The sequence below is a fragment of the Delftia sp. 60 genome, from assembly GCF_002754395.1.
Lineage (GTDB): Bacteria > Pseudomonadota > Gammaproteobacteria > Burkholderiales > Burkholderiaceae_C > Comamonas > Comamonas acidovorans.
On record NZ_PEFD01000001.1, the window covers coordinates 5,950,830 to 5,973,919 of the forward strand.

The 23,090-nt window shown below is 69.8% G+C and carries 20 protein-coding genes and 1 pseudogene; 5 read left to right on the forward strand and 16 right to left on the reverse strand.

Translation table 11 applies throughout. From position 1 onward, the window contains the following. Positions 1-2 precede the first annotated feature (2 nt). Entirely contained in the window at positions 3-2,270 is a 2,268-nt protein-coding gene (locus CLV01_RS26760) for a xanthine dehydrogenase family protein molybdopterin-binding subunit (RefSeq protein ID WP_099732825.1), read from the forward strand. 20 nt (positions 2,271-2,290) lie between these two features. Here the strand turns inward: CLV01_RS26760 and CLV01_RS26765 are convergent, their stop codons facing one another. From CLV01_RS26765 to CLV01_RS26815, 11 genes are all read right to left on the reverse strand, one after another. Next, the gene (locus CLV01_RS26765) at positions 2,291-3,262 is read right to left on the reverse strand and encodes a LysR family transcriptional regulator (protein ID WP_099732824.1); all 972 of its coding nucleotides are present in this window, start codon (positions 3,260-3,262) and stop codon (positions 2,291-2,293) included. 84 nt (positions 3,263-3,346) lie between these two features. Then, the gene (locus CLV01_RS26770; RefSeq protein ID WP_065345511.1) at positions 3,347-4,237 is read right to left on the reverse strand and encodes a DMT family transporter; all 891 of its coding nucleotides are present in this window, start codon (positions 4,235-4,237) and stop codon (positions 3,347-3,349) included. After that, entirely contained in the window at positions 4,234-5,241 is a 1,008-nt protein-coding gene (locus CLV01_RS26775) for a LysR family transcriptional regulator (RefSeq protein WP_099732823.1), read from the reverse strand. Before CLV01_RS26775 ends, CLV01_RS26770 begins: the two co-directional genes overlap by 4 nt. Continuing rightward, a complete protein-coding gene (locus tag CLV01_RS26780; protein ID WP_013800704.1) occupies positions 5,238-6,218 on the reverse strand; it encodes a quinone oxidoreductase family protein in 981 nt (326 codons plus the stop codon). The genes CLV01_RS26775 and CLV01_RS26780 overlap by 4 nt, the downstream gene beginning before the upstream one ends. A gap of 131 nt (positions 6,219-6,349) precedes the next feature. Further along, positions 6,350-7,468: a porin gene (locus CLV01_RS26785; RefSeq protein WP_099732822.1), complete on the reverse strand. Its 1,119-nt coding sequence runs from the start codon at positions 7,466-7,468 to the stop codon at positions 6,350-6,352. 60 nt (positions 7,469-7,528) lie between these two features. Next, positions 7,529-8,527: a tripartite tricarboxylate transporter substrate binding protein gene (locus CLV01_RS26790; protein WP_063328316.1), complete on the reverse strand. Its 999-nt coding sequence runs from the start codon at positions 8,525-8,527 to the stop codon at positions 7,529-7,531. A 46-nt stretch (positions 8,528-8,573) separates the two neighbouring features. Further along, positions 8,574-9,659 (reverse strand): CobW family GTP-binding protein, encoded by a 1,086-nt coding sequence (locus tag CLV01_RS26795; RefSeq protein ID WP_099732821.1) that lies wholly within the window; start codon positions 9,657-9,659, stop codon positions 8,574-8,576. Next, positions 9,656-10,021 (reverse strand): hypothetical protein, encoded by a 366-nt coding sequence (locus CLV01_RS26800; RefSeq protein WP_012207428.1) that lies wholly within the window; start codon positions 10,019-10,021, stop codon positions 9,656-9,658. Before CLV01_RS26800 ends, CLV01_RS26795 begins: the two co-directional genes overlap by 4 nt. An 8-nt stretch (positions 10,022-10,029) precedes the next feature. After that, positions 10,030-11,826 (reverse strand): hydantoinase B/oxoprolinase family protein, encoded by a 1,797-nt coding sequence (locus CLV01_RS26805; RefSeq protein WP_012207429.1) that lies wholly within the window; start codon positions 11,824-11,826, stop codon positions 10,030-10,032. Further along, complete coding sequence (locus CLV01_RS26810; protein WP_099732820.1) at positions 11,823-13,919, reverse strand: hydantoinase/oxoprolinase family protein; 2,097 nt, start codon at positions 13,917-13,919, stop codon at positions 11,823-11,825. Before CLV01_RS26810 ends, CLV01_RS26805 begins: the two co-directional genes overlap by 4 nt. Before the next feature lie 172 nt (positions 13,920-14,091). Beyond that, positions 14,092-14,943 (reverse strand): fumarylacetoacetate hydrolase family protein, encoded by an 852-nt coding sequence (locus CLV01_RS26815; protein ID WP_063328319.1) that lies wholly within the window; start codon positions 14,941-14,943, stop codon positions 14,092-14,094. 155 nt (positions 14,944-15,098) lie between these two features. On the opposite strand from CLV01_RS26815, the gene CLV01_RS26820 reads away from it, so the two are divergent. Beyond that, positions 15,099-16,043 (forward strand): LysR family transcriptional regulator, encoded by a 945-nt coding sequence (locus CLV01_RS26820; protein WP_013800697.1) that lies wholly within the window; start codon positions 15,099-15,101, stop codon positions 16,041-16,043. Between the two features lie 86 nt (positions 16,044-16,129). Here the strand turns inward: CLV01_RS26820 and CLV01_RS26825 are convergent, their stop codons facing one another. Next, entirely contained in the window at positions 16,130-16,525 is a 396-nt protein-coding gene (locus CLV01_RS26825) for a RidA family protein (protein WP_016445482.1), read from the reverse strand. A 168-nt stretch (positions 16,526-16,693) separates the two neighbouring features. On the opposite strand from CLV01_RS26825, the gene CLV01_RS26830 reads away from it, so the two are divergent. Next, entirely contained in the window at positions 16,694-17,584 is an 891-nt protein-coding gene (locus CLV01_RS26830; RefSeq protein WP_099732819.1) for a LysR substrate-binding domain-containing protein, read from the forward strand. Positions 17,585-17,601: 17 nt separating this feature from the next. On the opposite strand, the gene CLV01_RS26835 is transcribed toward CLV01_RS26830, so the two are convergent. Continuing rightward, entirely contained in the window at positions 17,602-18,564 is a 963-nt protein-coding gene (locus CLV01_RS26835) for a 2-hydroxyacid dehydrogenase (RefSeq protein WP_099732818.1), read from the reverse strand. Next, a complete protein-coding gene (locus CLV01_RS26840; protein WP_012207434.1) occupies positions 18,561-18,974 on the reverse strand; it encodes a VOC family protein in 414 nt (137 codons plus the stop codon). Before CLV01_RS26840 ends, CLV01_RS26835 begins: the two co-directional genes overlap by 4 nt. Before the next feature lie 131 nt (positions 18,975-19,105). On the opposite strand from CLV01_RS26840, the gene CLV01_RS26845 reads away from it, so the two are divergent. Further along, positions 19,106-19,960: a LysR substrate-binding domain-containing protein gene (locus CLV01_RS26845; RefSeq protein ID WP_099732817.1), complete on the forward strand. Its 855-nt coding sequence runs from the start codon at positions 19,106-19,108 to the stop codon at positions 19,958-19,960. A gap of 16 nt (positions 19,961-19,976) precedes the next feature. On the opposite strand, the gene CLV01_RS26850 is transcribed toward CLV01_RS26845, so the two are convergent. Beyond that, positions 19,977-20,981, reverse strand: a complete 1,005-nt coding sequence (locus CLV01_RS26850; RefSeq protein ID WP_099732816.1) for a tripartite tricarboxylate transporter substrate binding protein — start codon at positions 20,979-20,981, stop codon at positions 19,977-19,979. A 51-nt stretch (positions 20,982-21,032) separates the two neighbouring features. Then, positions 21,033-22,220 carry a M20 family metallopeptidase gene (locus CLV01_RS26855; protein ID WP_043822119.1) on the reverse strand — a complete coding sequence of 396 codons (1,188 nt, stop codon included), beginning with the start codon at positions 22,218-22,220 and terminating at the stop codon, positions 21,033-21,035. Positions 22,221-22,290: 70 nt separating this feature from the next. On the opposite strand from CLV01_RS26855, the pseudogene CLV01_RS26860 reads away from it, so the two are divergent. Continuing rightward, positions 22,291-23,054, forward strand: a pseudogene (locus CLV01_RS26860) (IclR family transcriptional regulator). Positions 23,055-23,090 lie beyond the last annotated feature (36 nt).

Genomic DNA, 23,090 nt, shown 5'->3' on the forward strand with positions numbered 1-23,090 from the left:
GCATGCTGACCACCTTCAACCCCGCCGAACTGCCGCGCGCCCTGCAGCACATCCTGGACCGTGACGAGGCCGCTGCCGCCATCGCCGACGCGCCCACCCTTGCACAGATCCCCCGCCGCAGCTTCCTCAAGATCGCCGGTGCCGGTTCGCTGGCCCTGGGCGTGTTTCCCGCCATGGCGCAGGCGCCGGGCAAGGGCGAGGCCGCCGGCCTCAAGCCCACCGAGCAGCCCGCCTCCTTCGTGGAGATCTCGCCCAATGGCGAAGTCACCGTGGCCATCAACCGCCTGGAGTTCGGCCAGGGCGTGCACACCGCCCTGCCCCTGGTGCTGGCCGAGGAGCTGGACGCCGACTGGAGCAAGGTCCGCGCACGCCTGGGCGGCAACGACGCGGCCTATGCCGATCCGCGCTACGGCATCCAGATGACGGGCGGCTCCACCGCCCTCAAGCACAGCTACACCCAGTACCGCGAGCTGGGCGCCCGTGCGCGCGCCATGCTGGTGGCAGCCGCCGCCGCGCAGTGGAAGGTGGACGCCGCCACGCTGCGCACGCGCGAGGGCTTCGTGCTCGGCCCCAATGGCAAGAAGCTGTCGTATGGCGAGTTGGCCCAGGCCGCCATGGCCCAGCCCGTGCCGGCCACCGTCGTGCTGAAGAATCCCAAGGACTTCCGGCTGATCGGCAAGCCCACGGGCCGCATCGACGCCCGGGCCAAGAGCAGCGGCCAGCAAAGCTTCGGCATCGACATGCACCTGCCGGGCCAGCTGACGGCGGTGATTGCACACCCGCCCGTGTTTAAGGCGCAGTTGGCCTCGCTGGACGACGCTGCGGCGCGTGCCGTGCCCGGCGTCAAGGCCGTGCTGCGCGTGCCCGTGGACGGTGGCGGCGAAGGCGTGGCCGTGATCGCCACCGGCTACTGGCCAGCGCGCAAGGGCCGCGAGGCGCTGAAGGCGCAATGGAACACCGACGCCGTGGAGAAGGTGGACAGCGAACGCCAGCTGGCCCAGTACCGCGAGCTGGCCGCGCAGCCCGGCGCACGCCACTTCGACGCCGACATCTCGGCGCTGGACAAGGCGCCGCGCCATATCGAGGCCGAGTTCAGCTTCCCCTACCTGGCCCATGCGCCCATGGAGCCGCTCAACTGCACGGTGCAGATGGGCGAGACCGGCGAGGCTGGAGCCGACCTCTACCTGGGCACGCAGTTCGCGGGCGTGGACGGCATGGCCGCCGCGCGCGTGCTTGGCCTCAAGCCCGAGCAGGTGCGCGTGCACGTGCAGATGGCCGGCGGCGGCTTTGGCCGCCGGGGCGTGGGCACCAGCGACTATGTGGTCGAGGCCTGCCAGGTGGCGCTGGCCGCGCGCCGCGCCGGCCTGAACGCTCCCGTGCGCATGGTCTGGAGCCGCGAGGACGACATCAAGGGCGGCTACTACCGCCCCATGCACCTGCACCGCGCCAGGATCGGCTTCGACGAACGCGGCAAGGTGCTGGCCTGGGACCACGCCATCGTGGGCCAGTCCATCACGGCGGGCACCATGTTCGAGGGCGGCATGATCAAGAACGGCATCGACGCCACGGCCGTGGAGGGCATGCGCGAGCCCTATCCGCTGCCCATGCGCCTGACCGTGCACCACCCCAAGGTCAACGTGCCCGTGCTGTGGTGGCGCAGCGTGGGATCGACCCACACGGCCTTCGTCATGGAAACGCTGATCGACGAGATCGCGCGCAGCAGCCGCCAGGACCCCGTGGCCTACCGCATGCAGATGTTCGGTGACAAGCACCCGCGCCATCGCCTGGCCCTGCAGCTGGCCGTGGACAAGAGCGGCTACGGCAAGCGCCAGCTGCGCGCGGGCCGTGCCTGGGGCGTGGCCGTGCACGAGTCCTTCGACACGGTGGTGGCCTATGTGGTGGAGGCCTCGGTCAAGGACGGCCGCCCGGTGCTGCACAAGGCCACGGCCGGCGTGCACTGCAACCTGGCCGTGAACCCGCGCACCATCGAGGCGCAGGTGCAGGGCGCGGCGCTGATGGGCCTGTCCATGTGCCTGCCCGGCGCGGCGATCACGCTCAAGGACGGTGTGGTGGAGCAGAGCAACTTCGGCGACTTCGCCGTGCCGCGCATCACCGACATGCCCGAGATCGCCGTCCACGTCGTGCCCAGCGCCGAGCCGCCGACGGGCATGGGCGAGCCCGGCCTGCCGCCGCTGGCCCCGGCCTTCGCCAACGCCGTGGCGCAGCTCACGGGCAAGCCCGTGCGCAAGCTGCCGTTCGATCTGGCGTGATCGAGCTGACCTGATCCCGGTCAGCCCCCGGAAAGGGCGGCGGCACCTGCGGCCGCCGCCCTTTCCAGTTCTTCCATGGTCAGCAGATAGTCCGGGCAGTCCTGCAGCCGCTGCACGGCCAGGTCGATGAAGGCACGCACGCGCCGGGGCAGCGCGTCGCGGCTGCCGTAGTAGACATGCAGGCCGATGTGCTCGCTGACATGCGCCAGCAGCACGGGCACCAGGCGCCCCGCGCGGATGTGCGCGGCCGCGCAGATGTTGGACAGCTGGCCCATCACCTGGCCGGCCAGCACGGCATGCAGCTCCAGCTCGGCATCGTTGGTGGACAGGGCCGGCTGCAGGTAGCGGTGCGTAAGCTCGCCATCGACCGGCAGGTACCAGGGCATCACCGTGTCCGTGGCCGCATGGCGGAACATGCTGCAGCGGTGCGCGGCCAGCTCGTCCAGCGACCGGGGCACGCCATGGCGCTGCAGGTACTGCGGCGCCGCGCAGACGATGAGCTGCACGGGAAACAGCCGCCGCCCGATCACGCTTTCATCGGGCGAGGCGCCGATGCGAAACCCCGCATCGACCCGGTCCAGCACCCAGTTGCCTATGCCGTCGTCCAGCCGCACATCGGGGACGATGCCCGGGTGCAGGCGGCAGAACTCATCGAGCAGCGGCATCAGCACGGGCGCAAAGCAGGACTTGGGGCCCACGATGCGCAACGGCCCCGCAATGCCCTCGCGGCTGTCGCGTGCCAGGTTCAGTGCGCGGTCCAGCGCGGCCAGCGCCGGCTGGGTGTCCTGCAGGAAACGCTGGCCCTCCTCGGTCAGCGCCAGGCTGCGCGTGGTCCGGTGCAGCAGGCGCACGCCCAGGTGCTGCTCCAGATGGGCCACCGCCTGGCTGGCGGCCTGGGGGCTCACGCCCTGGGACAGCGCCGCCTGGCGCAGGCTGCCCAGCTCGACCGCCTTGGCAAAGGTGGCGATGGCGCGCAGTTCATTGATGGGCATGGTGCGGAAATCCGGTATTCGTGGGCTGACAGTGCCGCAGTATCCCGCCTTTGCGCATGCCCTGCCCGCGGCTTGCGGGGCAAGCTAGCGCCCCTGGCGCGCCAGCCACACGCCGGCTGCCGTCAAGGCCATGCCCGCCAGCGCCAGGCCGCCCAGCGTCTCGCCGAACATGGCCCAGGCGATCAGGGCCGTGGCCGGCGGCGTCAGGTAGAACAGGCTGGCCACGTGCACGGCGCCGCCGCGGCGTATCAGCAGGTTGAGCAGGCTGACCGCGCCCACGGACAGCACCAGCACCAGCCAGCCCAGCGCGAACAGGAACTCGCCGCTCCAGCGCACCTGCATGGTTTCCGTGGCCAGGGCCAGCGCCCCCGTCGCCACCAGGCAGGGCAGGTACTGGATGACCGAGCCCGTGCGCAGATCAAACGATGGGCAGAACCGCTTCTGGTACAGCGTGCCGGCCGTGATGCCGGCCAGCGCCACCACGGCCGGCACCAGCATGGCCAGCAGGGCATGGACCGGCACCGAGGCGATCTTGCCCGCCACCACCAGGGCCACGCCCGTGAAGCCCAGCGCCAGCCCGGCCCACTGCCGGGGCCGCACGGACTCGCCCAGCAAGGTGCCGGCCACCAGGGCCGTGATCAGCGGCTGCAGCCCCACCACCAGGGCCGTCACGCCCGAAGGCAGGCCGTGGGCGATGGCCGTGAACACGCCGGCCAGGTACACGCCATGCACGAACAGCCCTGACACGCCAATGTGCAGCCACTGGCGTGCCGACCGCGGCCAGGGCGCGCGCAGCACCAGGGCCACCGCCGCCATCAGCACCAGGACGATGGCATAGCGCAGCGTCAGAAAGGTCAGCGGCTCCACATAGGGCAGGCCGAACTTGGCGCCGATGAAGCCCGTGCTCCACAGCAGCACGAACAGCCAGGGAAGCAAGGCGGCCGCCATGGCGGGCGGCGAGGGTTTTTGGGTCATGGAGCGGATGCGGAAAAGGGCGGCGGCAGGGGTTGGGGCGGCGCCAGTGTGTCATGCCCCGTGCGCCAGGGGCTGCGCGTGGCAAACCACCGCACCAGGCAGTCGCGCAGCGCCGTCATAGCCGCGCTGCTGAACGCCGCCGAGGGCCGCACGAAGTAGATGCCCGAGGCGCCATCCAGGCGCCATTGCGGCAGCACCCGCACCAGCCGGCCTGCGGCCATGTGCTCGCTCATCAGCCAGTCGCCGCCGGCCAGAATGCCCACCCCCATGACGGCGGCCGTGAGCAGGGCCTCGCTGTCATTGCTGACCATGGGCCCGCGCACCAGCACGGTGTGCCGGGCCTGGCCCTGAGGCACATCGCCCGATGCGCCACCGTGCACCAGCTCCCATTGCGGAAACGATTGCAGCCCCGTGAAGCCCAGGCAGCGGTGCGCCGCCAGGTCCTCGGGGTGCACCGGCGCGCCGTGGGCCTGCAGATAGGCGGGCGCGGCGCCCAGAATGCGCTGGTGCCCGCCCAGCCGCAGCGCCACGAGACGGCTGTCCGCCAGCCGGCCTATGCGCACCGCCGCGTCGAAGCGCTCGCCCACGATGTCCACGAAGCGGTCCGCATACTCCACCTCCAGCACGATCTGCGGATGGGCCAGCGCAAACTCGGCCAGCAGCGGGCTGAGCCAGCGCCGCCCCATCGCTGCCGGCAGCGACAGCCGCAGCCGGCCCCGGGCCTGCGAGGCGCCCTGGGCGGCCTCCTTCTGGGCATCGGCAATCAGGCCGGCCGCCTGGCGCACCTTGTCCACCAGGCGCAGGCCCTCGTCGGTCAGGTGCAGATGGCGTGTGCTGCGCTCCACCAGCCGCACGCCCAGCCGGGTCTCCAGCGCGTTCAGGCGTTTGGACAGCACGGACGGATGGCGCAGCAAGGCCCGCCCCGCCGCAGCGAAGGAGCCTTGTTCATGCAGCGCCACCAGGGCCGCCAGTTCATCGGCGTGCTGGCTGTCCAGAAGGTTCATGGGGTCAGGATGATCGCACCTTGGGAGCGTCCCTGCTCCAGATCGCCATGCGCCTGCGCCACCTCCGCCAGCGCATACCGGCGCCAGACGCCGGGCACGATGATGCCGGCCGCCACGGCGGCCAGCACATCCCGTGCGCGCTCCTGGTACTCGGCCGCCGTGGCCGTGTGCGCGGCCAGCGAGGGGCGCGTGAGGAACAGCGAGCCCTTGGCATTGAGCGTGGCCACCGAGATGGGATCGGGCAGGCCGGAGGTCGCGCCGAAGGACACCAGCAGGCCGCGCGGGCGCAGGCAGTCCAGCGAGGCGCCCAGCGTCGTGCGGCCGATGGGGTCGTAGACCACGTCGGCCTTCAGGCCCCCGGTGGCCTGCAGCACCTGGCCCGGCAGCGTGGCCGCATCGAACACGAAGACCTCGTCGCAGCCGGCCGCCCGCGCGCGCTCCACGCTGGCCGCCTTGGACACCACGCCGATCACCAGCGCGCCCAGGTGCCTGGCCCAGGCGCACATCAACTGGCCCAGCGCACCGGCGGCGCCATAGATCACGATGCGGCTGCCGGGGCCCACGGCATGGGTGGTCTTGAGCAGGTACTGCGCCGTGATGCCCTTGAACAGCACGGCCGCCGCCGCGTCGTCAGGCAGCGCATCGGGCAGCTTCACCAGGCGCTCGGCCGGATACAGGCGGGCGCTGGCATAGGCGCCCAGCGGCCCCGTGGCGTAGCCCACGCGCTCGCCCACGGCCACATTCGTCACGCCCTCGCCCACGGCGGCCACCCTGCCCGCGCCCTCCAGCCCCAGGCCCGAGGGAAAGGCGATGGCGACAGCGCCCTTGCGCTGGCTCACGTCCAGCGGGTTCACGCCGATGGCCGTCTGCTCCAGCCAGACCTGGCCGGGGCCGGGCGCCTGCACCTCGACCGGCTCCAGGCGCATGGCGTCGGGGGTGCCTGCGGCGTCCATGCGGACCTTGATCAATGGATTCATCTCGCTGCTCCGTGAAATGGGTGCAGCGTAGAAGAAGCGATTGACGGCAGCAATAGGCCGACGTGCAGTTCACTGCTGCATGGGGTGCAGCAATGACCACGAACCAGCGCGCACGCAGCCCACGCTGCCCGTCAGAAGTCGTGCCGGATGCCCAGCTCGAAGGCCGTGGAGGCGCGCCCACCAAAGTAATTGGCCGCGGCCGGATTGCCGCTGACTGCCGCACCCCCGGCAATGGCGAAGGCCGCACCATTGCGGTTGGACATGCGGGCCGCATGCGCGTACAGCGCCGTGCGCCGCGACAGCGAGTGCACATAGCCCAGCGCCCACAGGTCGGCATCGCTGGCGCTTTGCGCCGCCGTTGCGCCCGTCTGGTCGGCCTTGACATAGCTGAGCTTGACCACGCCGCTGCCCACGGGAACGCTCATGCCCACCAGGGTGTTGACCGTGCGGTCCACGCCATGGACCCAGCGGCGCTGGGCCAGGCTGGCCTTGAGCCAGCCGAAGTCGTAGGAGACGCCGTAGCTCTGGTCCTTGAAATGGATGCCGCTCAGAGTGTTGCGCGTGGTGAACTGCGCGCCCGCCACGTTCCAGCCCGCGCCCGCCCAACCCAGCCGAAAGCCGTTGCCGCGCGTCTGGCCTGCCGCCGTGGCGCCCTTCTCGCCCAAGGTGGCGATCAGGCTGCCCGACACGCCCTGTAGCCCGCCCAGGCCGGCCGGCAGGAAATACTCCACCGCATTGCTCACGCGCAGCGTGGGATTGGCAGCCTGCGACTCCGGCGCCGTGCCGAAGGCCTGGCCCAGCGCGCGGGAAGCCGTGAACGAGCGAAAGCCATTGGCGCTGCCGATGCCCAGCGTGGCAAACGGATCGAAGCCGCTCCACACCAGGTGCGTGGGCACCCAGTCCCGCCCCAGCCGCAGCTCGCCCCATTGGCGCGAGGCCAGGCTGACCGTGGAGCGCCGGTCCCAGAACGGGCCGCTGGCGCCCATGGCGCCGGTGTCGGCCAGCAGGCTGCCGTCCAGGTAGAAGCCCGCGCTCAGGCCGTCGCCCAGGTCCTCCTGCCCCCGCAATACCAGCTTGCTGGTGGAGTTGGCGCCGCTGGCCTGCGAGGTGACCGTTCCCAGGCCCTGGTTGCGCACCTGCCTGACGCTCACATCGACGGTGCCCGAGATCGATACCGAGGACTGCGCGCCCGCATGCGCGGCGGCCAGCCCCAGCGAGGCGGCCAGGGCATGGCGTATGAATACCTGCATGTTGTCTCCTTGTGATTTTTTTCTTTGCTTTTTCTCGGATGTTTGCCGGGGTCTGCCCGGCTACTCAGGCTTGAAGCCCGCGCCCTTGAGCAGCGCGGCGCTCTGCGCCACATCGGCGGCGATGAAGCGCTTGAACTGCTCGGTGCTCTCCGAAACCGTGTCGATGCCCAGGCTCGCGAAGGCGCCGGACCTGGCCAGCTCGGCCACCGCCGCGTTGGAGGCCTGGTTCAGCCGCTGCACCCGGTCGGCAGGCGTGTCCTTGGGCGCCCACAGTCCGTACCAGGACGTGTAGGCAAACCGGGGCAGGCCACTTTCCTGCATGGTGGGCACCTCGGGCGCCAGCGGGCTGCGCTTGCCGGAGGTGATGGCAATCGGCCGCACCTTGCCGGCCTTGGCCAGGGGCAGCACGGAGACCATGGAGTCGAGCAGCAGGTCCACATGGCCGCCGCCCACATCCACCAGCGCGGGTTGCGTGCCCTTGTAGGGCACGTACTCGAGGCGCATGCGGCCCTGCTGGGCCAGCAGCAGCGTGGCCAGGTGGCTGGGTGCGCCCACGGCGGGAATGGCCGCCGTCCACGTGCTCTTGGCGCCTGCGGCCAGCACCTCGCCCAGCTTGCTGTGGGGCAGCTGCGGGGATATCACCAGCATCAGCGGCGCCTCGCCCACGCGCGCCACGGGGACAAAGTCGGTCTGCGGGTCATAGGGCGGATGGGCCAGCACCTGCTTGGCCAGCACATGCGTGGCGGCCGAGAACAGCAGGGTGTAGCCATCGGGGGCAGCCGCCAGCACCGCGCGGCCGCCCACCACGCCACTGCCGCCCACGCGGTTCTCGACGATGACCGTCGTGCCCAGCTGCTTGCGCAACTGCTCGGCGAACAGGCGCGCCGCGCTGTCCACGCCGCCGCCCGCCACGAAGGGGACGATGACCTTGACCATCTTGCCCGGCTCGGGAAAGGCGGCGGACGCACTGGACGAGGCCATGCTGGCGATGGGCAAGGCAGCCAGCGCACCAAGTAAGGCGCCCAGCACCGGCCCCTTCAGCCGTGTCAGAGTTTTCATGCTTTGTCTCCTGTTTCTTTTGAAAATGGGCCGGCCGTTGCGTGGCTCAGCCCGGGTCCTGATTCGGCGCGCGCCGCCTGTGCCTGCGCACGAGCACGCTCAGCGTGTCGTCCAGGGCCTGGGCATCCAGTCCCCGCGTGATGAAGACGATGCGCGTGCGCCGGTCGGCACCCGGCCAGCGGGGCAGCGTCTGCGGCGGGGCGAACAGGTGCTGCACGCCATGGATGACCAGGGGCTGGTCCGGATGCTCCTGCAGGTGCACGATGCCTTTGACGCGCAGCAGGTCATCGCCGCGCATGGCCGTGACCCAGTCCATCCATTCGCCGAACGCCTGCGCGGGCAGGGGCTCGTCGCGCTGCAGCACAAAGGACGAGATGCCGTCGCGGTGCGCGCCTGCCGGCGCAGTCACCGGAGCTGTCACCGGAGCCATGGCCCGGTAGCCGGGCGCCTGGAGCATGCCCGCAGCGGCGTCCTGCTGCCCCGTCGCGCCTTCCGACATCAGCCGCTGCAGCAGCGCCACATGGTGGGCGGGGTCCATGCCTTGCGGCGCCTCGCCGTTGATGGCCTGCACCTGGGCCAGCAGTTGCGCAGCGGGCTGTGCGCCGCCCAGCAAGTCTGTCTTGGTCAGCAGCACCAGGTCAGCCACAGCCAGTTGCCGCACGGCTTCGGGATAGCCTGCCAGCGTGGCGCTGCCCAGCACGGCATCGACCGTGCAGGCCACGCCGGCCAGCGCATAGCGCGCCCGCACGGCGGGCTCGCCCAGGAAGGAGCGCAGTATCGGCCCCGGGTCCGCCAGGCCGCTGGTTTCGATCAGCACGCGGCGCGGCGCGCCCTGTTCGCGCAGGGCCAGGCGCTCCAGCGCCTCCACCAGATCGCCGCGCACGCTGCAGCACAGGCAGCCATTGGCCAGCAGCACCGTGTCCTCGCAGGCCAGGCTGGTCAGGTCCTGGTCGATGCCGACCGCACCGAACTCGTTGACGATGACGGCCGTCCCGTGCAGGTCCGGCAGCGCCAGCAGCCGGTTGAGCAGCGTGGTCTTGCCGCTGCCCAGAAAGCCCGTGAGCACGGTGACCGGAATGCGCTGGCCCGCCGCTTCGGGCAGGGCCAGCAGGCTGGAGAAATGCCCGCTCATGACGCCACCCCACCATGCACCTCGGCAAACGAGCGCAGCGTGCGCTCCAGCCGCGCCAGCGCCCACTGCGCCACGGCCTGCGGCACCTCGTCCGAGCCCAGCGCATCGAGCAGGCCGCGCAGCGGCTGCGCGCCCTGCCCGGGTGCGGGCCGGGCACGGAACCAGGCCGCCACCTCGGGCTGCTCGCAGCGCTCGCCCCCGTCCTGCAGGTAGTCCACGATGTCCAGCTCGAAGTCCTCCAGCCGCAGGCTGATGCCGCCCGCCCCGCAGGCGCAGGCACCGCCCAGGGCGACATGGCGCAGCGCCAGGGCGCACCACAGGTCCCAGAGCCGGCCGGCCTGCAGGGCGTGGTCGGAGGCCATGGCCGTGCTCACTGCCCGTCCCAGGCCACGGCGGCAGCCGCTGCACCGGATGCACCGGGCACTCTGGGCGCACTGCGCAGCGCCTGCGTGCCCTCGTGGTCCACCTGTCCCTGGCCATCCAGCGCCACGCGGTAGACCTCGCGGGCCACCTGGGCGCTCACATAGCCTTCGCGCACGTCCTCGGCCACCTTGTCCAGTTCGCGCGCCAGCGGGTCGCCAAAGCCCCCGCCGCCGCCCGACAGCATGCGGTAGGCATCGCCGCGTTCCAGGCGCACGTTGAAGATCTTGGCGTTGGCGTGGTCGGTCTTCCACTCGCCCTTGTGGCGCACGGCCAGGCCGTTGCCCATGGCGTCGCCGCCGCCCTCCAGGCCCCAGGGCTTGCAGTGCACGCGGTCGATGCGCGTGGTGACGGTGAAGGGCGACAGCGCCTGCACCACCATCTCCGCGCCCAGGCCGCCCCGGTACTGGCCCGCGCCGGCCGAGTCCTGGCGGATCTCGTACTTCTCCACCAGCACCGGGTACTTGGCCTCGAGCTGCTCGGTGGGGCTGTTGTGGGTGTCGCCGTCATTGATGCAGACGGTGACGGACACGCCGTCCTCACGGCTCTTGGCGCCCCAGCCGCCGCCCAGCGGGCCGATGCCGACGATGAACAGCCGCCCGTCCTCGGGCGAGATGCCATGGATGTTGGGAAACACCAGGTCCGCATGGTGGCCCGCGATGGAGCGGTCGGGAATCGCCGGCGCCAGGGCCTTGAAGATGGTGTCGATCACCGTCATGGGGAAGGTCATCCACACGCGCATGGGATACGGCCTCTCGGCGCTGATCACCGTGCCCATGGGCATGATCACCTTGAGCGGCCTAAAGCTCCCGTCGTTGACCGGGTAGTCGGTCGGCGTGGTGAGGCATTTGTAGGCCACCTGCGCGCAGGCGATGCCCGTGGTGAAGCCGGAGTTGTAGAAGCCGCGCACCTGCTTGGACACGTCCGACAGGTCCACCGTCATCTCGTCGCCCTGCACCGTGACCTTGACGCGGATGGGAATGCGCTTGCCGATGTCCAGCCCGTCGTCGTCCATGAAGGACTCGGCCTCGTACACGCCATCGGGAATCGACAGCGTGTTCTTGCGCGCCACGGCCTCGCTGGAATCCATGATCTGCGCGATGGCGCCGTTGACCGCATCCACGCCATAGCGCTGCAGCAGTTCCACATAGCGGCGCTCGCCCGTGGTGATGGCCGTGATCTGCGCGCGCAGATCGCCCAGGGCCCGCTCGGCCAGGCGCACGTTCATCGCGATGATGTCGATCAGGTCCTGGTTGACCTCGCCCTGGCGCTGGTACTTCATGATGGGGATCTGTATCCCCTCGCTGAAGATGTCCGTGGTGACGTTGCCCAGCGTGCCGCCCACGTCCAGCCAGTGGGCCATGCAGCAGGTGAAGCCTTCGAGCCGGCCCTCATGGAACACCGGCATGGTGAACGTGAAGTGGTTCAGGTGGCTGCCGGTGGTGTAGGCATCGTTGGTGACCAGGATGTCGCCGGGCAGGATGTTCTCGTAGCCGAAGTGGCGGATCTTGGCCTTGACCGTCTCCGACATGCCGCGGATGAACATGGGCAGGCCCAGGCCGATGGACACCGTGTCGCCCTCGCGCGTGAACAGGCCGACCGTGAAGTCCAGCGCCTCGTAGATGATGAGGTTGTAGGCCGTGCGCGTCAGGTTGGTCTTCATCTCCTCCGTGACGGCGTACAGGCCGTTGCGGATGATCTCGACGGTGACCGGATCGACGGGCCTGGAGTCAGTGGGGTGGTTCATGTGCGGTCGCTCCCGATGTCGATTTGCAGATTGCCCAGTTCGTCCACGCGCAGCCGGTCGCCGGGCTGCACGACGGTGGTGGATGCGTGTTCCTCGATCAGCGCGGGCCCCGCGATCTCGTTGCCCGCCAGCAGGCGCTCGCGCAGATGCACCGGCGTGTCCACCCAGCCGCTGGAGCGGAAATAGACGGGCTTGACCGTGCGCACGGAGGCACGGCTGGGCTCGGCGCTGCCGCGCTCCACGCTGTGCCTGGGCGGTTTCTTCATCGTGCCCAGCACGGTGACGCGCAGGCTCACGAGGTCGGCCGGCTCCTGCGGGGCCGAGGTGCCGTAGCGCACCTTGTGCAACTCGTCGAACTGGCGCTTGATGGCCGAGCGGTCCCGTCCCTCGAAGAAGGCCATGGGCAGGTCCACGGTCACCGCATGCTCCTGGCCCACGTAGCGCATGTCGGCGGCGCGTTCGATCACGATGCCGTCCGGCGCGATGCCGGACTGCGCCAGCGCGGCGCGGCCCTCGTCCTCCATGCTCTGGTAGGCGGCCTCGATCTCCTCGAAGGACACCTCGCCCAGCTTGCGGAACACCGAGCGCACGTAGTCGTAGCGCAGGTCGGAGAACAGCATTCCGTAGGCCGAGAAATAGCCGGGCGCATAGGGGATCAGCACCTTGCGGATGCCGATCTCGCGCGCAATGGCCGAGGCGTGCAGCGGCCCCGCGCCGCCGTAGACGACCATGGTGAAGCTGCCCGCATCCAGGCCGCGCTCGGTGGTCACGGCCTTGACGGCATGCGACATCTGCGTCACGGCGATGCGCAGGATGCCGTCGGCCGCCTCGGTGGGCTCCAGGCCCAGCGGGGTCGCCACGCGCTCGGCCATCTGGCGCTGGCAGGCGTCCATGTCCAGCTGCAGCTCGCCGCCCAGGAAATGCTCCGCGTCCAGCCGGCCCAGCACCAGGTTGGCGTCGGTCACCGTGGGCTCCAGCCCGCCACGGCCATAGGCCACGGGGCCGGGGATGGAGCCGGCGCTCTGCGGGCCCACGCGCAGCGCGTTGCCCGTCTCCACGCGGGCGATGGAGCCGCCGCCCGTGCCCACTTCGTGGATGTCCATCATCGGGATCTGTATCGGCAGGGCCTGCTCGTAGCCGCCGATCAGCGCCGAGCCCGTGGTCAGCGGCCGGCCCTCGCTGATCACGCCGGCCTTGGCCGTGGTGCCGCCCATGTCGAAGGCGATGGCGTCGCCCATGCCCAGTTGCGCACAGATGGCCTGGGCGCCGATCACGCCGGCCGCCGGACCCGATTCGAGCATGCGCACGCAGCCCACCTTGGCGTGCTCGACCGGGAACAGGCCGCCCGTGGACTGCACGATGTAGAAATCGCCCTCGAAGCCCTTGCCGCCCAGGTGGCTCTCCAGCTGGCCCAGGTACTGCGACACGCGCGGCCCCACATAGGCATTGGCCACGGCGGTGGACACGCGCTCGAACTCGCGGTACTCCTGCGACAGCTCGTGCGAGGCGCAGACAAAGGCGCCCGGCATCTCTTCCTGCAGGATCTGCTTGACGCGCTGCTCGTGCGCCGGATTGCGGTAGGAGTGCAGCAGCAGCACGGCCACGGCCTCCACGCCCTGCCCTGCCAGCTCGCGGGCCAGCTCGCGCACGGCCGCCTCGTCCAGCGGCTTGTGCAGGCTGCCGTCGGCGCGCAGGCGCTCGGACACCTCATGGCGCAGCGAGCGCCGCACCAGCGGCTGGTGCTTGTTGAAGAACAGGTTGTAGGCATCGGGCCGGTTCACGCGGCCGATCTCGTAGATATCGCGGAAGCCCTCGGTGATCAGCAGCGCGGTGTGGGCGCCATTGCGCTCCAGCAGCGTGTTGATGGCAATGGTGGAGCCGTGCAGGAACAGATGGCCGTCGCGCCAGTCGATGCCCGCGCTGTCTATCGTGGCCTGGATGCCGTTGACCAGCTCGCCATGCGTGGACAGGGCCTTGCCGAACAGCAGCCGGCCGCTGGCCTCGTCGAACGCCGCCATGTCGGTGAAGGTGCCGCCGATATCGACGGCAATGCGCAGCCGGGGCCGCTGCGAAATCGCTTGTTGGTTATCCATGAAATTCTCCAGAGACAGTTATTCACAGCGCCATGCGCCGCCCACAGTCCTTGAAACCGGCGTGCCCCAAAGCGAGGGACACCGAGGAAGGGCCGCCCCGCACCGAGGGTGTCGTCCCCCTCCCGCGAAGCGAGAGAGGGGGAAGGCGCGAAGCGACTCAGGGGGAGTCATCTCAGACATCAGTGCCGATACGGTTGCGCAGCACGCCCAGGCCCGTGATCTCGACCTCGACCACATCGCCGTGCTTCATGTACAGAGGCGGCTCGCGGCGGTCGCCCACGCCGCCCGGCGTGCCCGTGGCGATCACGTCGCCGGGCGACAGCGGCGTGAAGCGCGACACATAGGCCACGATGGTGGGGATGTCGAAGATCAGGTCGCCCAGGCTGGCCTGCTGCACCACGCTGCCGTTCAGGCGCGTCTGCAGCGCCAGGCTGCGCACATCGGCCACCTCGTCGCGCGTGACCAGCCAGGGGCCGAAGGGCGCCGTGCCGGGAAAGTTCTTGCCGGGCGTGAACTGGTGCGTATGGCGCTGCCAGTCGCGCACGCTCACATCGTTGAAGCAGGCATAGCCGGCGATGTGGTCGAAGGCATCTTCCTTTGCAATGTGGCGCCCGCCCCGGCCGATGACGAAGGCCAGCTCGCCCTCCCAGTCGAAACGCTCCGAGAAGGCCGGGCGCAACAGCTCGTCGCCATCGGCGGCCAGGCTGTCGTTGAAGCGCAGGAACAGCGACGGGTGCTCGCTGTCGGCGCGCCGCGTCTCGGCCACATGGGTCTTGTAGTTCAGGCCCACGCAGATGAGCTTGCCGGGGTTGGGGATGACGGGCAGCGCCTGGGTCTGCGCCGCATCGACGGACACGGCGCCGGCCTGCAGGGCCTGCTCCAGCTCGCCCAGCGCCTGTGCGCGCAGCACGGACAGCAGGTCGGGATGGCGGGCGAGAAAGTCGGCGGGCGGCAGCAGGAAGCGCTCGGCCAGAACCTGCCCGTAGCGGGGCTGTCCGGCATGGATGAAGCTGGCGAGTTTCAACGGATTTTCCTTAGGTTCGGTGTCTGGAAAACCTGCCAAGGCAAGGCCGCTGGCAAGGCATGACTGCACTGTAGAAATCCTGTTGATATCTGAATAGATAGAATTTCAGGCTTTCAGAATTGCCTCATCAGGCATACCTCAACCGGGTAATCACCATGCACCTGCCCAGCGTCAAGCTCTTCCTCGAGGTCTCCGAAGCCGGCAGCATCAGCAAGGTCGCGGCACGGCGGCACACCGTGCAGTCGCACATCAGCCGGCAGATCAGCGAGTTCGAAGCGTCTCTGGGCGGCCCCTTGCTGCGGCGCACGGGCCGGGGCGTCACGCTGACACCGCTGGGCGCGCGGGCCGCGCTGCGGCTGCGCAGCTGGCTGCAGGAAACCGAGCAATTGCAGGAAACGCTGCGTGCGGACGCAGGCCAGCTATGGGGAGAGGTGCGGCTGGGCATCGTGCCCTCGGCCGCGCACCCGCTGATGACGCATGTGTTCGACTGGCTGCAGCGCGAGCACCCGGGCATACGCCTGAACATCACCGAGGCCCAGGGAACGGAGCTCGACGCGCTGCTGGACAGCGGCGCCGTGGACCTGGCCATCCTCTTTCGCTTCGCGCGCCCGGCCGGCGGCGACGAGCGGCTGCTGAGCACCGCGCACAGCTATCTGGTGTCGCGCCCTGGCGATCCCTTGACCCTGGCGCCCACCACGGAGTTCGCCGCGCTCGACGGCCTGCAACTGGTGCTGCCGCGACGCCCCAGCCATTGGCGCGATGCGCTCGATGAGGCCGCGCACAGCCACGGCTTTCGGCTCGCGGCGGCCGCCGAGGCCGACTCGCTGACCGTGCAAAAGGAGCTCGTGGCCCACGCGCCCGGCCTCTACTCGGTGATCGGCCCGTATTCCATCGATGCCGAACTGCGCCAGGGCCGGCTGCAGGCCAGCCGCCTGGTCAACCCCGGCCTGGTGCGCCATGTGACGCTGGCCCTGCCCCGGCACGGCAAGCTCACCCAGGCCTGCCGCGTGGTGGGCGATGCCATCGAGGCATTGACGCAGGCCTGGGGGCAGCAGCTGTCGCCGGGGCCGCTGAGCACCTCGGGACTGCTCGGCGGTTGAAGGGATCAGATATCGGCCCTATCGGCTCCAGTCGTCGGCCATGCACGCCGTGGCCAGGCCATCGGAACAGAACGGCCGCAACCATGTCAGCGGGCCTGACCATCACGCACGGCTGCAATGGCCTCGATCTCGATCATGGCCGCCGGGTCGTACAGCGCCTGGATCTGGGCAATCGTGTCGGCCGGATAGGGGGCGCCGAAGAACTCGCGGCGCAGGGCGACCACCTCGTCGAAGTGGCCCATGTCGGTGACGAAGATGGTGACCTTGATCACGTCCTTCAGGCTGGAGCCGCCCGCCTCCAGCGCGCGGCGCAGATTGGCAAACGCCTGCCGGCCCTGGGCCAGGAAGCCGCCCGGCACGATGCGGCCATCGTCTCCGGCGCCGGCCTGGCCGGAGATGAACAGCAGCTCGCCAAAGCGAATGCCTTGCGACAGCAAAAACGGCTCGTAGGGGTCGGGTTGCGTGGTGACACGGTGCAGCATGGTTTCATTTCCTTCATCCATCCCCGGCAGGATCGCGCTTGGGGCATGGGTAAACGATAGGGAAGCCGGATGATTGCGACAAAGGTTCATTTGTCAGGCATAAGATGAGTTTTCTTCACCCCATTGCTCACCCCATTCCTCACCCGACCCTTGCGTCCTCCAGCTCTCATGCAACGCAACCAGCTGCCGCTTTCCGCACTGCGCGCCTTCGAGGCCGCCGCCCGCCTGGGCAGCTTCAAGCAGGCCGCCGACGACCTGGCAGTGACCCCCACGGCCATCAGCCACCAGATCCGCGCGCTGGAGGAACAGCTGGGCCTGGCGCTGTTCGATCGCCAGGTACGCAAGGTGGTGCTGACCGAGGCCGGCGCCCAGCTCTATCCGGTGCTGCGCGACGGTTTCGACGCCTTTGCCGCCACGCTGGAGCGCCTGCTGCAAAAGCGCCTGCGCGCCCAGGTCAGCATCTCGGCCACCAATGCGTTCACCGTGAAATGGCTGGTGCCGCGCATGGCCAGCTTCCGCGCGATGCACCCGGAGGTGGACCTGCAACTGCAGGCCTCGGACGATGTGGTGGACCTGCGCTCCCATGCCGTCGATATCGCCGTGCGCTACGGGCGCGGCCCCTATCCGGGTCTGGTGGCCGAGCCCCTGTTCAGCGACCGCTTTGCACCCGTGGCCAATCCCCGGCTGGGCGTGCTGGGTCCGGCCGACCTGGCCCGCCTGCCGCTGATCCGCTTTGACTGGAAGACGGCGCACGCCAGCAATCCCACCTGGGAGCGCTGGTTTGACGAGGCAGGCCTGGCCTGGAATTCACCGGCGGGGCAACTGCGCTTTTCCGACGAGGGCCATGCCATCCAGGCGGCCATCGCCGGTCATGGCATTGCCCTGGTGAGCCTGGCCCTGGTGGCCGAGGACATTGCGGCCGGCCACCTGCTGCAGCCCTTCGGCCCCTCGATCACCGGCCATACCTACCATCTGGCCGTGGGCGAGCAACGGAAGCCGGGCCCCCATGTGCGCGCCGTCATGGACTGGCTCAGAAGCCAGTCCATGGCCGTGCCATAGCCGTACCGCAGCCGCCCTCAATAGCCCCGCGCCGCGTCCACCGCCTGCGGCAGCTCGCCGCTGGCGCGCCAGCGCCGGATGTTGCCCGCCACGATGGCCGATGCCGTCGCGCGGTCCGTGGGTGCCGAGATGTGGGGCAGCACGGTCACGGCGGGGTGCTCCCATTGCCAGGACGGTTCGGGCAAGGGTTCCTGCTCGAACACGTCCAGCACGGCATGGGCCAGGCGGCCGCCGTCCAGGGCGGCGCGCAGCGCGGCATCGTCCACGATGGGGCCGCGCGCAAAGTTGATCAGCGAGGCATGGGCAGGCAGCGCGGCCAGCGCCTGCGCGCCGACGATGCCGCGCGTCTGCGGCGTGAGCGGCAGCAGGCATACGAGGATGTCGGTCTGCGCCAGCATGGCGGGCAGCTCGGCATCACCCGCATGGCATTGCACGCCTTCCATCTGCCTGGGCGTGCGGCTCCAGCCGCGCACCTTGAAGCCTGCCGCCAGCAGCCGCCGCGCGCTGGCTTCGCCCAGTGCGCCCAGGCCCAGCAGCGATACCGTCCTGTCCTGCGCGCGCACGCCGTCATGCGCCAGCCATTGGCGCACGGCCTGCTGGCGGGCATAGCGCGGCATGTCGCGGTGCAGGTACAGGGTCCAGGCCAGCACGGCCTCGGCCATGGTGTCGGCCAGTTGCGGGTCCACCAGGCGGACGATGCGCAGGTCGGTATCGCCCAGGTCGGCCACCAGGCGCTCCACGCCGGCCCAGACGCTGTGCACCCATTGCAGGCGCGGCAGCGTGCGCAGGTCGGCAGGCTGGGGGTTTGCGACGATGGCGACCTCGCAGGCCGCGCGCTGGCCCGCATCCAGCGTATCGAGCGCCACCACGCGCTCCTCGGGCAGGGCGGCCTGCAGGGCCTGCAGCCAGGCCTGGGCTGCCGGGTAGCCGGGTGCGCAGAGGAAAGGGAGCGGGGGGAGCGGGGGAAGCGAGGCGCTCATTTGGCGAAGACCTTGTCCAGATCGGCGAAGCCCTTGACCTCGATGGGATTGCCGCTGGGGTCGCGGAAGAACATGGTGGCCTGCTCGCCGGGCTCGCCCTCGAAGCGGATGCCGGGCTGCAGCACGAAATCCACCACGCCGCCCGACAGCCGCGCGGCCAGGGCCTTCCAGTCGTCCATGGCCATCACCAGGCCCAGGTGGGGCATGGGCACCATGTGGTCGCCCACGCGGCCGGTGTTCGTGACCGGGAAGGGCTCGCCCAGGTGCAGCGAGATCTGGTGGCCGAAGAAGTCGAAGTCCACCCAGGTCTCGGTGCTGCGGCCTTCCTGGCAGCCGAGCAGCGTGCCGTAGAAGGCGCGCGCTTCGTCCAGATCGCGGACATGGTAGGCAAGGTGGAAGCTGGTGCGCATGGCTGATCCTTTGGCTGTGCTTGTGGTGCAGGCAGGCTCGCAGGCCGTGGCCTGCCGTGGGTGGCGCGAGCCTAGCAGAGGCTTTTCAAAAGTGATAGCGTTGATTTCTTTGCAATCCCCAAGGAAATCTTTTGGAGACCCGCTATCTCAAGAGCCTGATCGCCGTGGTGGACAGCGGCTCCATCGCCGATGCGGCGCGCGCCGAGCACCTGACCGCCGCCGCCGTGGGCCAGCGCGTGCAGGCGCTGGAGCGCGAACTGGGCTTTGCCCTGCTTTCGCGCAGCGGCCATGCGGCCCGCCCCACCCAGGCCTGCGTGGCCCTGCTGCCGCGCGCGCGGCGCCTGGTGCGCGAGGCCGCGCTGCTGGGCAGCGATGCCAGCGCCGATGGGCTGGCCGGCACGCTGCGCATCGGCGCCATCTCGACCGCGCTCACGGGCATGCTGCCGGCCGCGCTGCGCAAGCTCACGCAGGCGGCGCCACAGTGCCGGCCCGTCATCGTGCCGGGCACCTCGCGCGCGCTGTTCCAGATGCTGCAGGCCGGCGAGCTCGATGCCGCCGTCATCGTGGCGCCCCCTTTTGAACTGCCCAAGGCGCTGCGCAGCGTGCAGTTGCGCCGCGAGCCGCTGGTGCTGCTGGCCCCGCCCAACGCACGCGGCCGGCCTGCCGCGCTGCTGCGCAGCCTGCCCTACATACGCTACGACCCCGATGCCTGGGGTGGTCGCCATGCGGCCGACTGGCTGGCCGACCAGGGGCTGGAGCCTGCGGTGCTGTGCGACCTGGACGCGCTGGAGGCCATTGCCATGCTGGCCGCCGACGGCATGGGCGTCGGCCTGGTGCCGCACTGGACGGGCCTGGAGCGCTTCATGGGCGACTGCCGCATGCTGCCCATTGCGGGCGCCGCCTATGAGCGCGCCATCTTGCTGGTGACCAGCGCCGAGCCCGACCTGCCGCGCATGGCCGAGCTGCTGGAGGGCGCACTCGCGTAGGTTGCGGCCTTCGCTCTCAATCCGCCTGCACGTAGCCCGTGACGCGGATCATCTCGCGGTACTTGGCGATCTCGCGCGCATAGGCGGCCGCCGCATCGTCCAGGCCCATGGGCTTGGCGACATCACGGCCGTCGGCCTCCAGCTTGGCGATGACCTGCGGGTCCAGCAGGGCCTGGCCGATGGCCTGGTTCAGGCGCTGCTTGACATCCTGCGGCGTGCCCCGCTTGACGAAGTAGCCCGCCAGGCTGGCGTACTCGAAATCGCGCAGCGCCGGCACTTCGGTGATGCTGGGCACGGCCGACAGCACGGCAGGCCGGTTGCGCGACAGCACGGCCAGCGCCCGGAAGCGGCCGGTGCGGATCATCTCCAGCATGGACGCCTGGAACGGCATGATGCTGAAGTCGATCTGGCCGCCGGCCAGGTCCTGGATCACGGGTGCCGTGCCCGCATAGGGCGCGTGGGTGAACGGCACCTTCACCACCTTGCCCATGTACTCGGTGATCAGGTGGTAGAGCGAGCCCACGCCCACCGAGCCGTAGGTCAGCGAATTGCTTTCGTTGCGCGAGCGTGCCAGCGCCAGGAACTCTTGCATGTTCCGGGCCGGCAGGCCTGAGCGCACCAGCAGCACCAGGTGGGTGACGGTGATGTACTGCAGGTTCTCGAACGCATCGGGCTGGTAGCGCACGGCCTTGTTGGTGAGCGGCGGCAGGATGAGTTCGTTTTGCGTGCCCTGGAAGAACATGCTGCCGTCGGCCCTGGCGCCCAGCACTTTGGATGCGGCAATCGTCCCCGTGGCGCCGCCCAGGTTTTCCACGATCACCTTGGTCGCCAGTCCCTCGCCTATGGACTTGCTCAGGATGCGGGCGCTGACGTCGCTGGGCCCGCCTGCCGGGTAGGGCACCATCAGGCTGACCGGGCCGGGCGCCGAGGCCGCGGCGGGCTGCAGCAGCAGGGGCGCCAGCGGCAGGCCGGCAGCGATTTTCAGGAGCGAGCGGCGTGTGGGCAAGGCAAGTGGATTCATGAAAGTGCACCAGGCAGTGGCTTGAGGGGGAAGGCGGGAATCAGGCGCGCCCTACCACCGGGCGTGGGGCAGGCGCGCAATGGTGTGGAGCACCGCCAGGCCGCGCGGGACGATGGTGTCCACCTCGCAATACTCGTCGGTGGTGTGGAACTTGCCGCCCACGGGGCCGGTGCCGCACAGCGTGATGGCGCCCAGGCTGGAGGTCACGCCCGAGTCCGCGCAGCCGCCGCTGAACTCGCCCTCGGCCTTGTGGCCCAGCGCGCCCAGCTCGGCCTGGTACAGCTCGAACAATTGCTGCGACTGCGGCGTGGGAACGAAGGGGCGGAACTCGCCGGTGATGTTCAGCGTGGAGCGCGTGCCCTGGATGAAGGACTTGTCGCAAATGCAGCGGATGCGGCCCACCAGGGACTCGCGCTGGTCCAGATCGAAAATGCGCAGGTCGATGGCCGCCTTGGCCGACGGCGCCGACGTGTTCACCGACAGGCCGCCCGACACCAGGCCCACGTTGACGGTGACGCCCTTGTCCAGGTCGGTGAGCGCGTCCAGCGCCACCACCTTGTGCGCCAGCTCCGAGATGGCGCTGATGCCCTCGGCGAAGTTGGCGCCCGAGTGCGCCGCCTTGCCCTCGATCTCCACGCCGAAGAACACGCCGCCCTTGCGGCCCGTGACCACGTTGCCCGAAGGCCGGCCCGGCTCCGCATTGAAGACAAAGCCCGCCTTGCGCGCAAAGGGCTCGATGACGGACTTGCTCAGGGGCGAGCCGATTTCCTCGTCGCAGGTGAACAGGCCCGTGACCTCGGGCGCAGGCTCCGCGCTGTGGGCCAGCGCAGCCAGCAGGAAGGCGTTCATGACGATGCCCGATTTCATGTCGGCCACGCCCGGGCCGTAGGCCCTGCCGCCTTCGATGCGGAACGGCCTGCGCGCGGCCTCGCCTTCAGGGAAGACCGTGTCGCAGTGCCCCATCAGCAGCACGGGCCTGCCCACGGTGCTGCCCGCGTTCACGGTGACCGAGATCGCGGCCTCCACGCCATCGACGAAATGCGGGCTGACCTGCAGCCCCTGGCTCAGGAAGAAGGCCTCCAGGCGCCGGAACACGCGCGCCACGCCAGGCTTGTCGAAACTGCCCGAGTCGATGTTGACGATGTCGGCCAGCAGCGAAAGCATGTTCTCCCGCTGGCCCTTGATCCACTCCGACGCGCCGACCGCCCGGTCCGCACTGACAATGGCTTGCTGTGGCATCCGCTGCCTCCGTATTTTTCAATACTTGGTATTGTTATTTAATACTTCAGATTCACAATCAGGTAAAACGATGATCGAAAACGCGTTGTATGTGGGTTCCGTGGGCAAGGCGTTCCGCGTGCTGGACTGCTTCAAGGGCGCGGCGGGCGACCTGAGCCTCACGGAAATCATGGAGCGCAGCGGCCTGGACAAGAGCGCCGCCCAGCGCTACGCCTACACCCTCAGCGCCGAGGGCTACCTGCAGCAAAACAGCCAGACCCGCCGCTACCGGCTGGGCCCGGGCGTGCTGGACCTGACCTTCCATTTCCTGCGCACCCATGCGCTGGCCGAGGCGCTCAACCCCCTGCTGCTGCAGCTGTCCAAGGACACGGAGCAGAAGATCAGCCTGTCGCTGCGCGACGGCGACTGGCTGGTGCACGTGCTGCGCCACCAGACCAGCACCGAGCACTACCACGCCTCGCTTGTGGGCCGGCGCGTGCCCCTGCAATGCACGGCAGGCGGGCGCGCCGTGATGGCACGGCTGGACGAGGCGCAGGTGGAGCAGCTGCTGGCCCCGGCCGCCTGGTGGCCAGCACGCCCCGGACGCTGACCACCGCCAAGGCCGTCCAGGCGGAACTGAAGAAGGTGCGCGAGCGCGGCTACGCCATGGTGGTCGATGAATTCATCATGGGCGAAGTCGCGCTGGCCGCCGCCGTGGTCGATGCCGACGGCGTGCCGCTGGGCGCCCTGCACCTGAGCGGCTCGTCAAGCCAGTGGAGCGGCGCCGACTACGCGAAGAAGTTCTCGCCCCTGCTGCTCAACGCCATCGCCCAGTACGAGCGGCGCAACGCGTAGCGCCTGCCGTCCAGCGCGGATCCCGCTATACTGCGC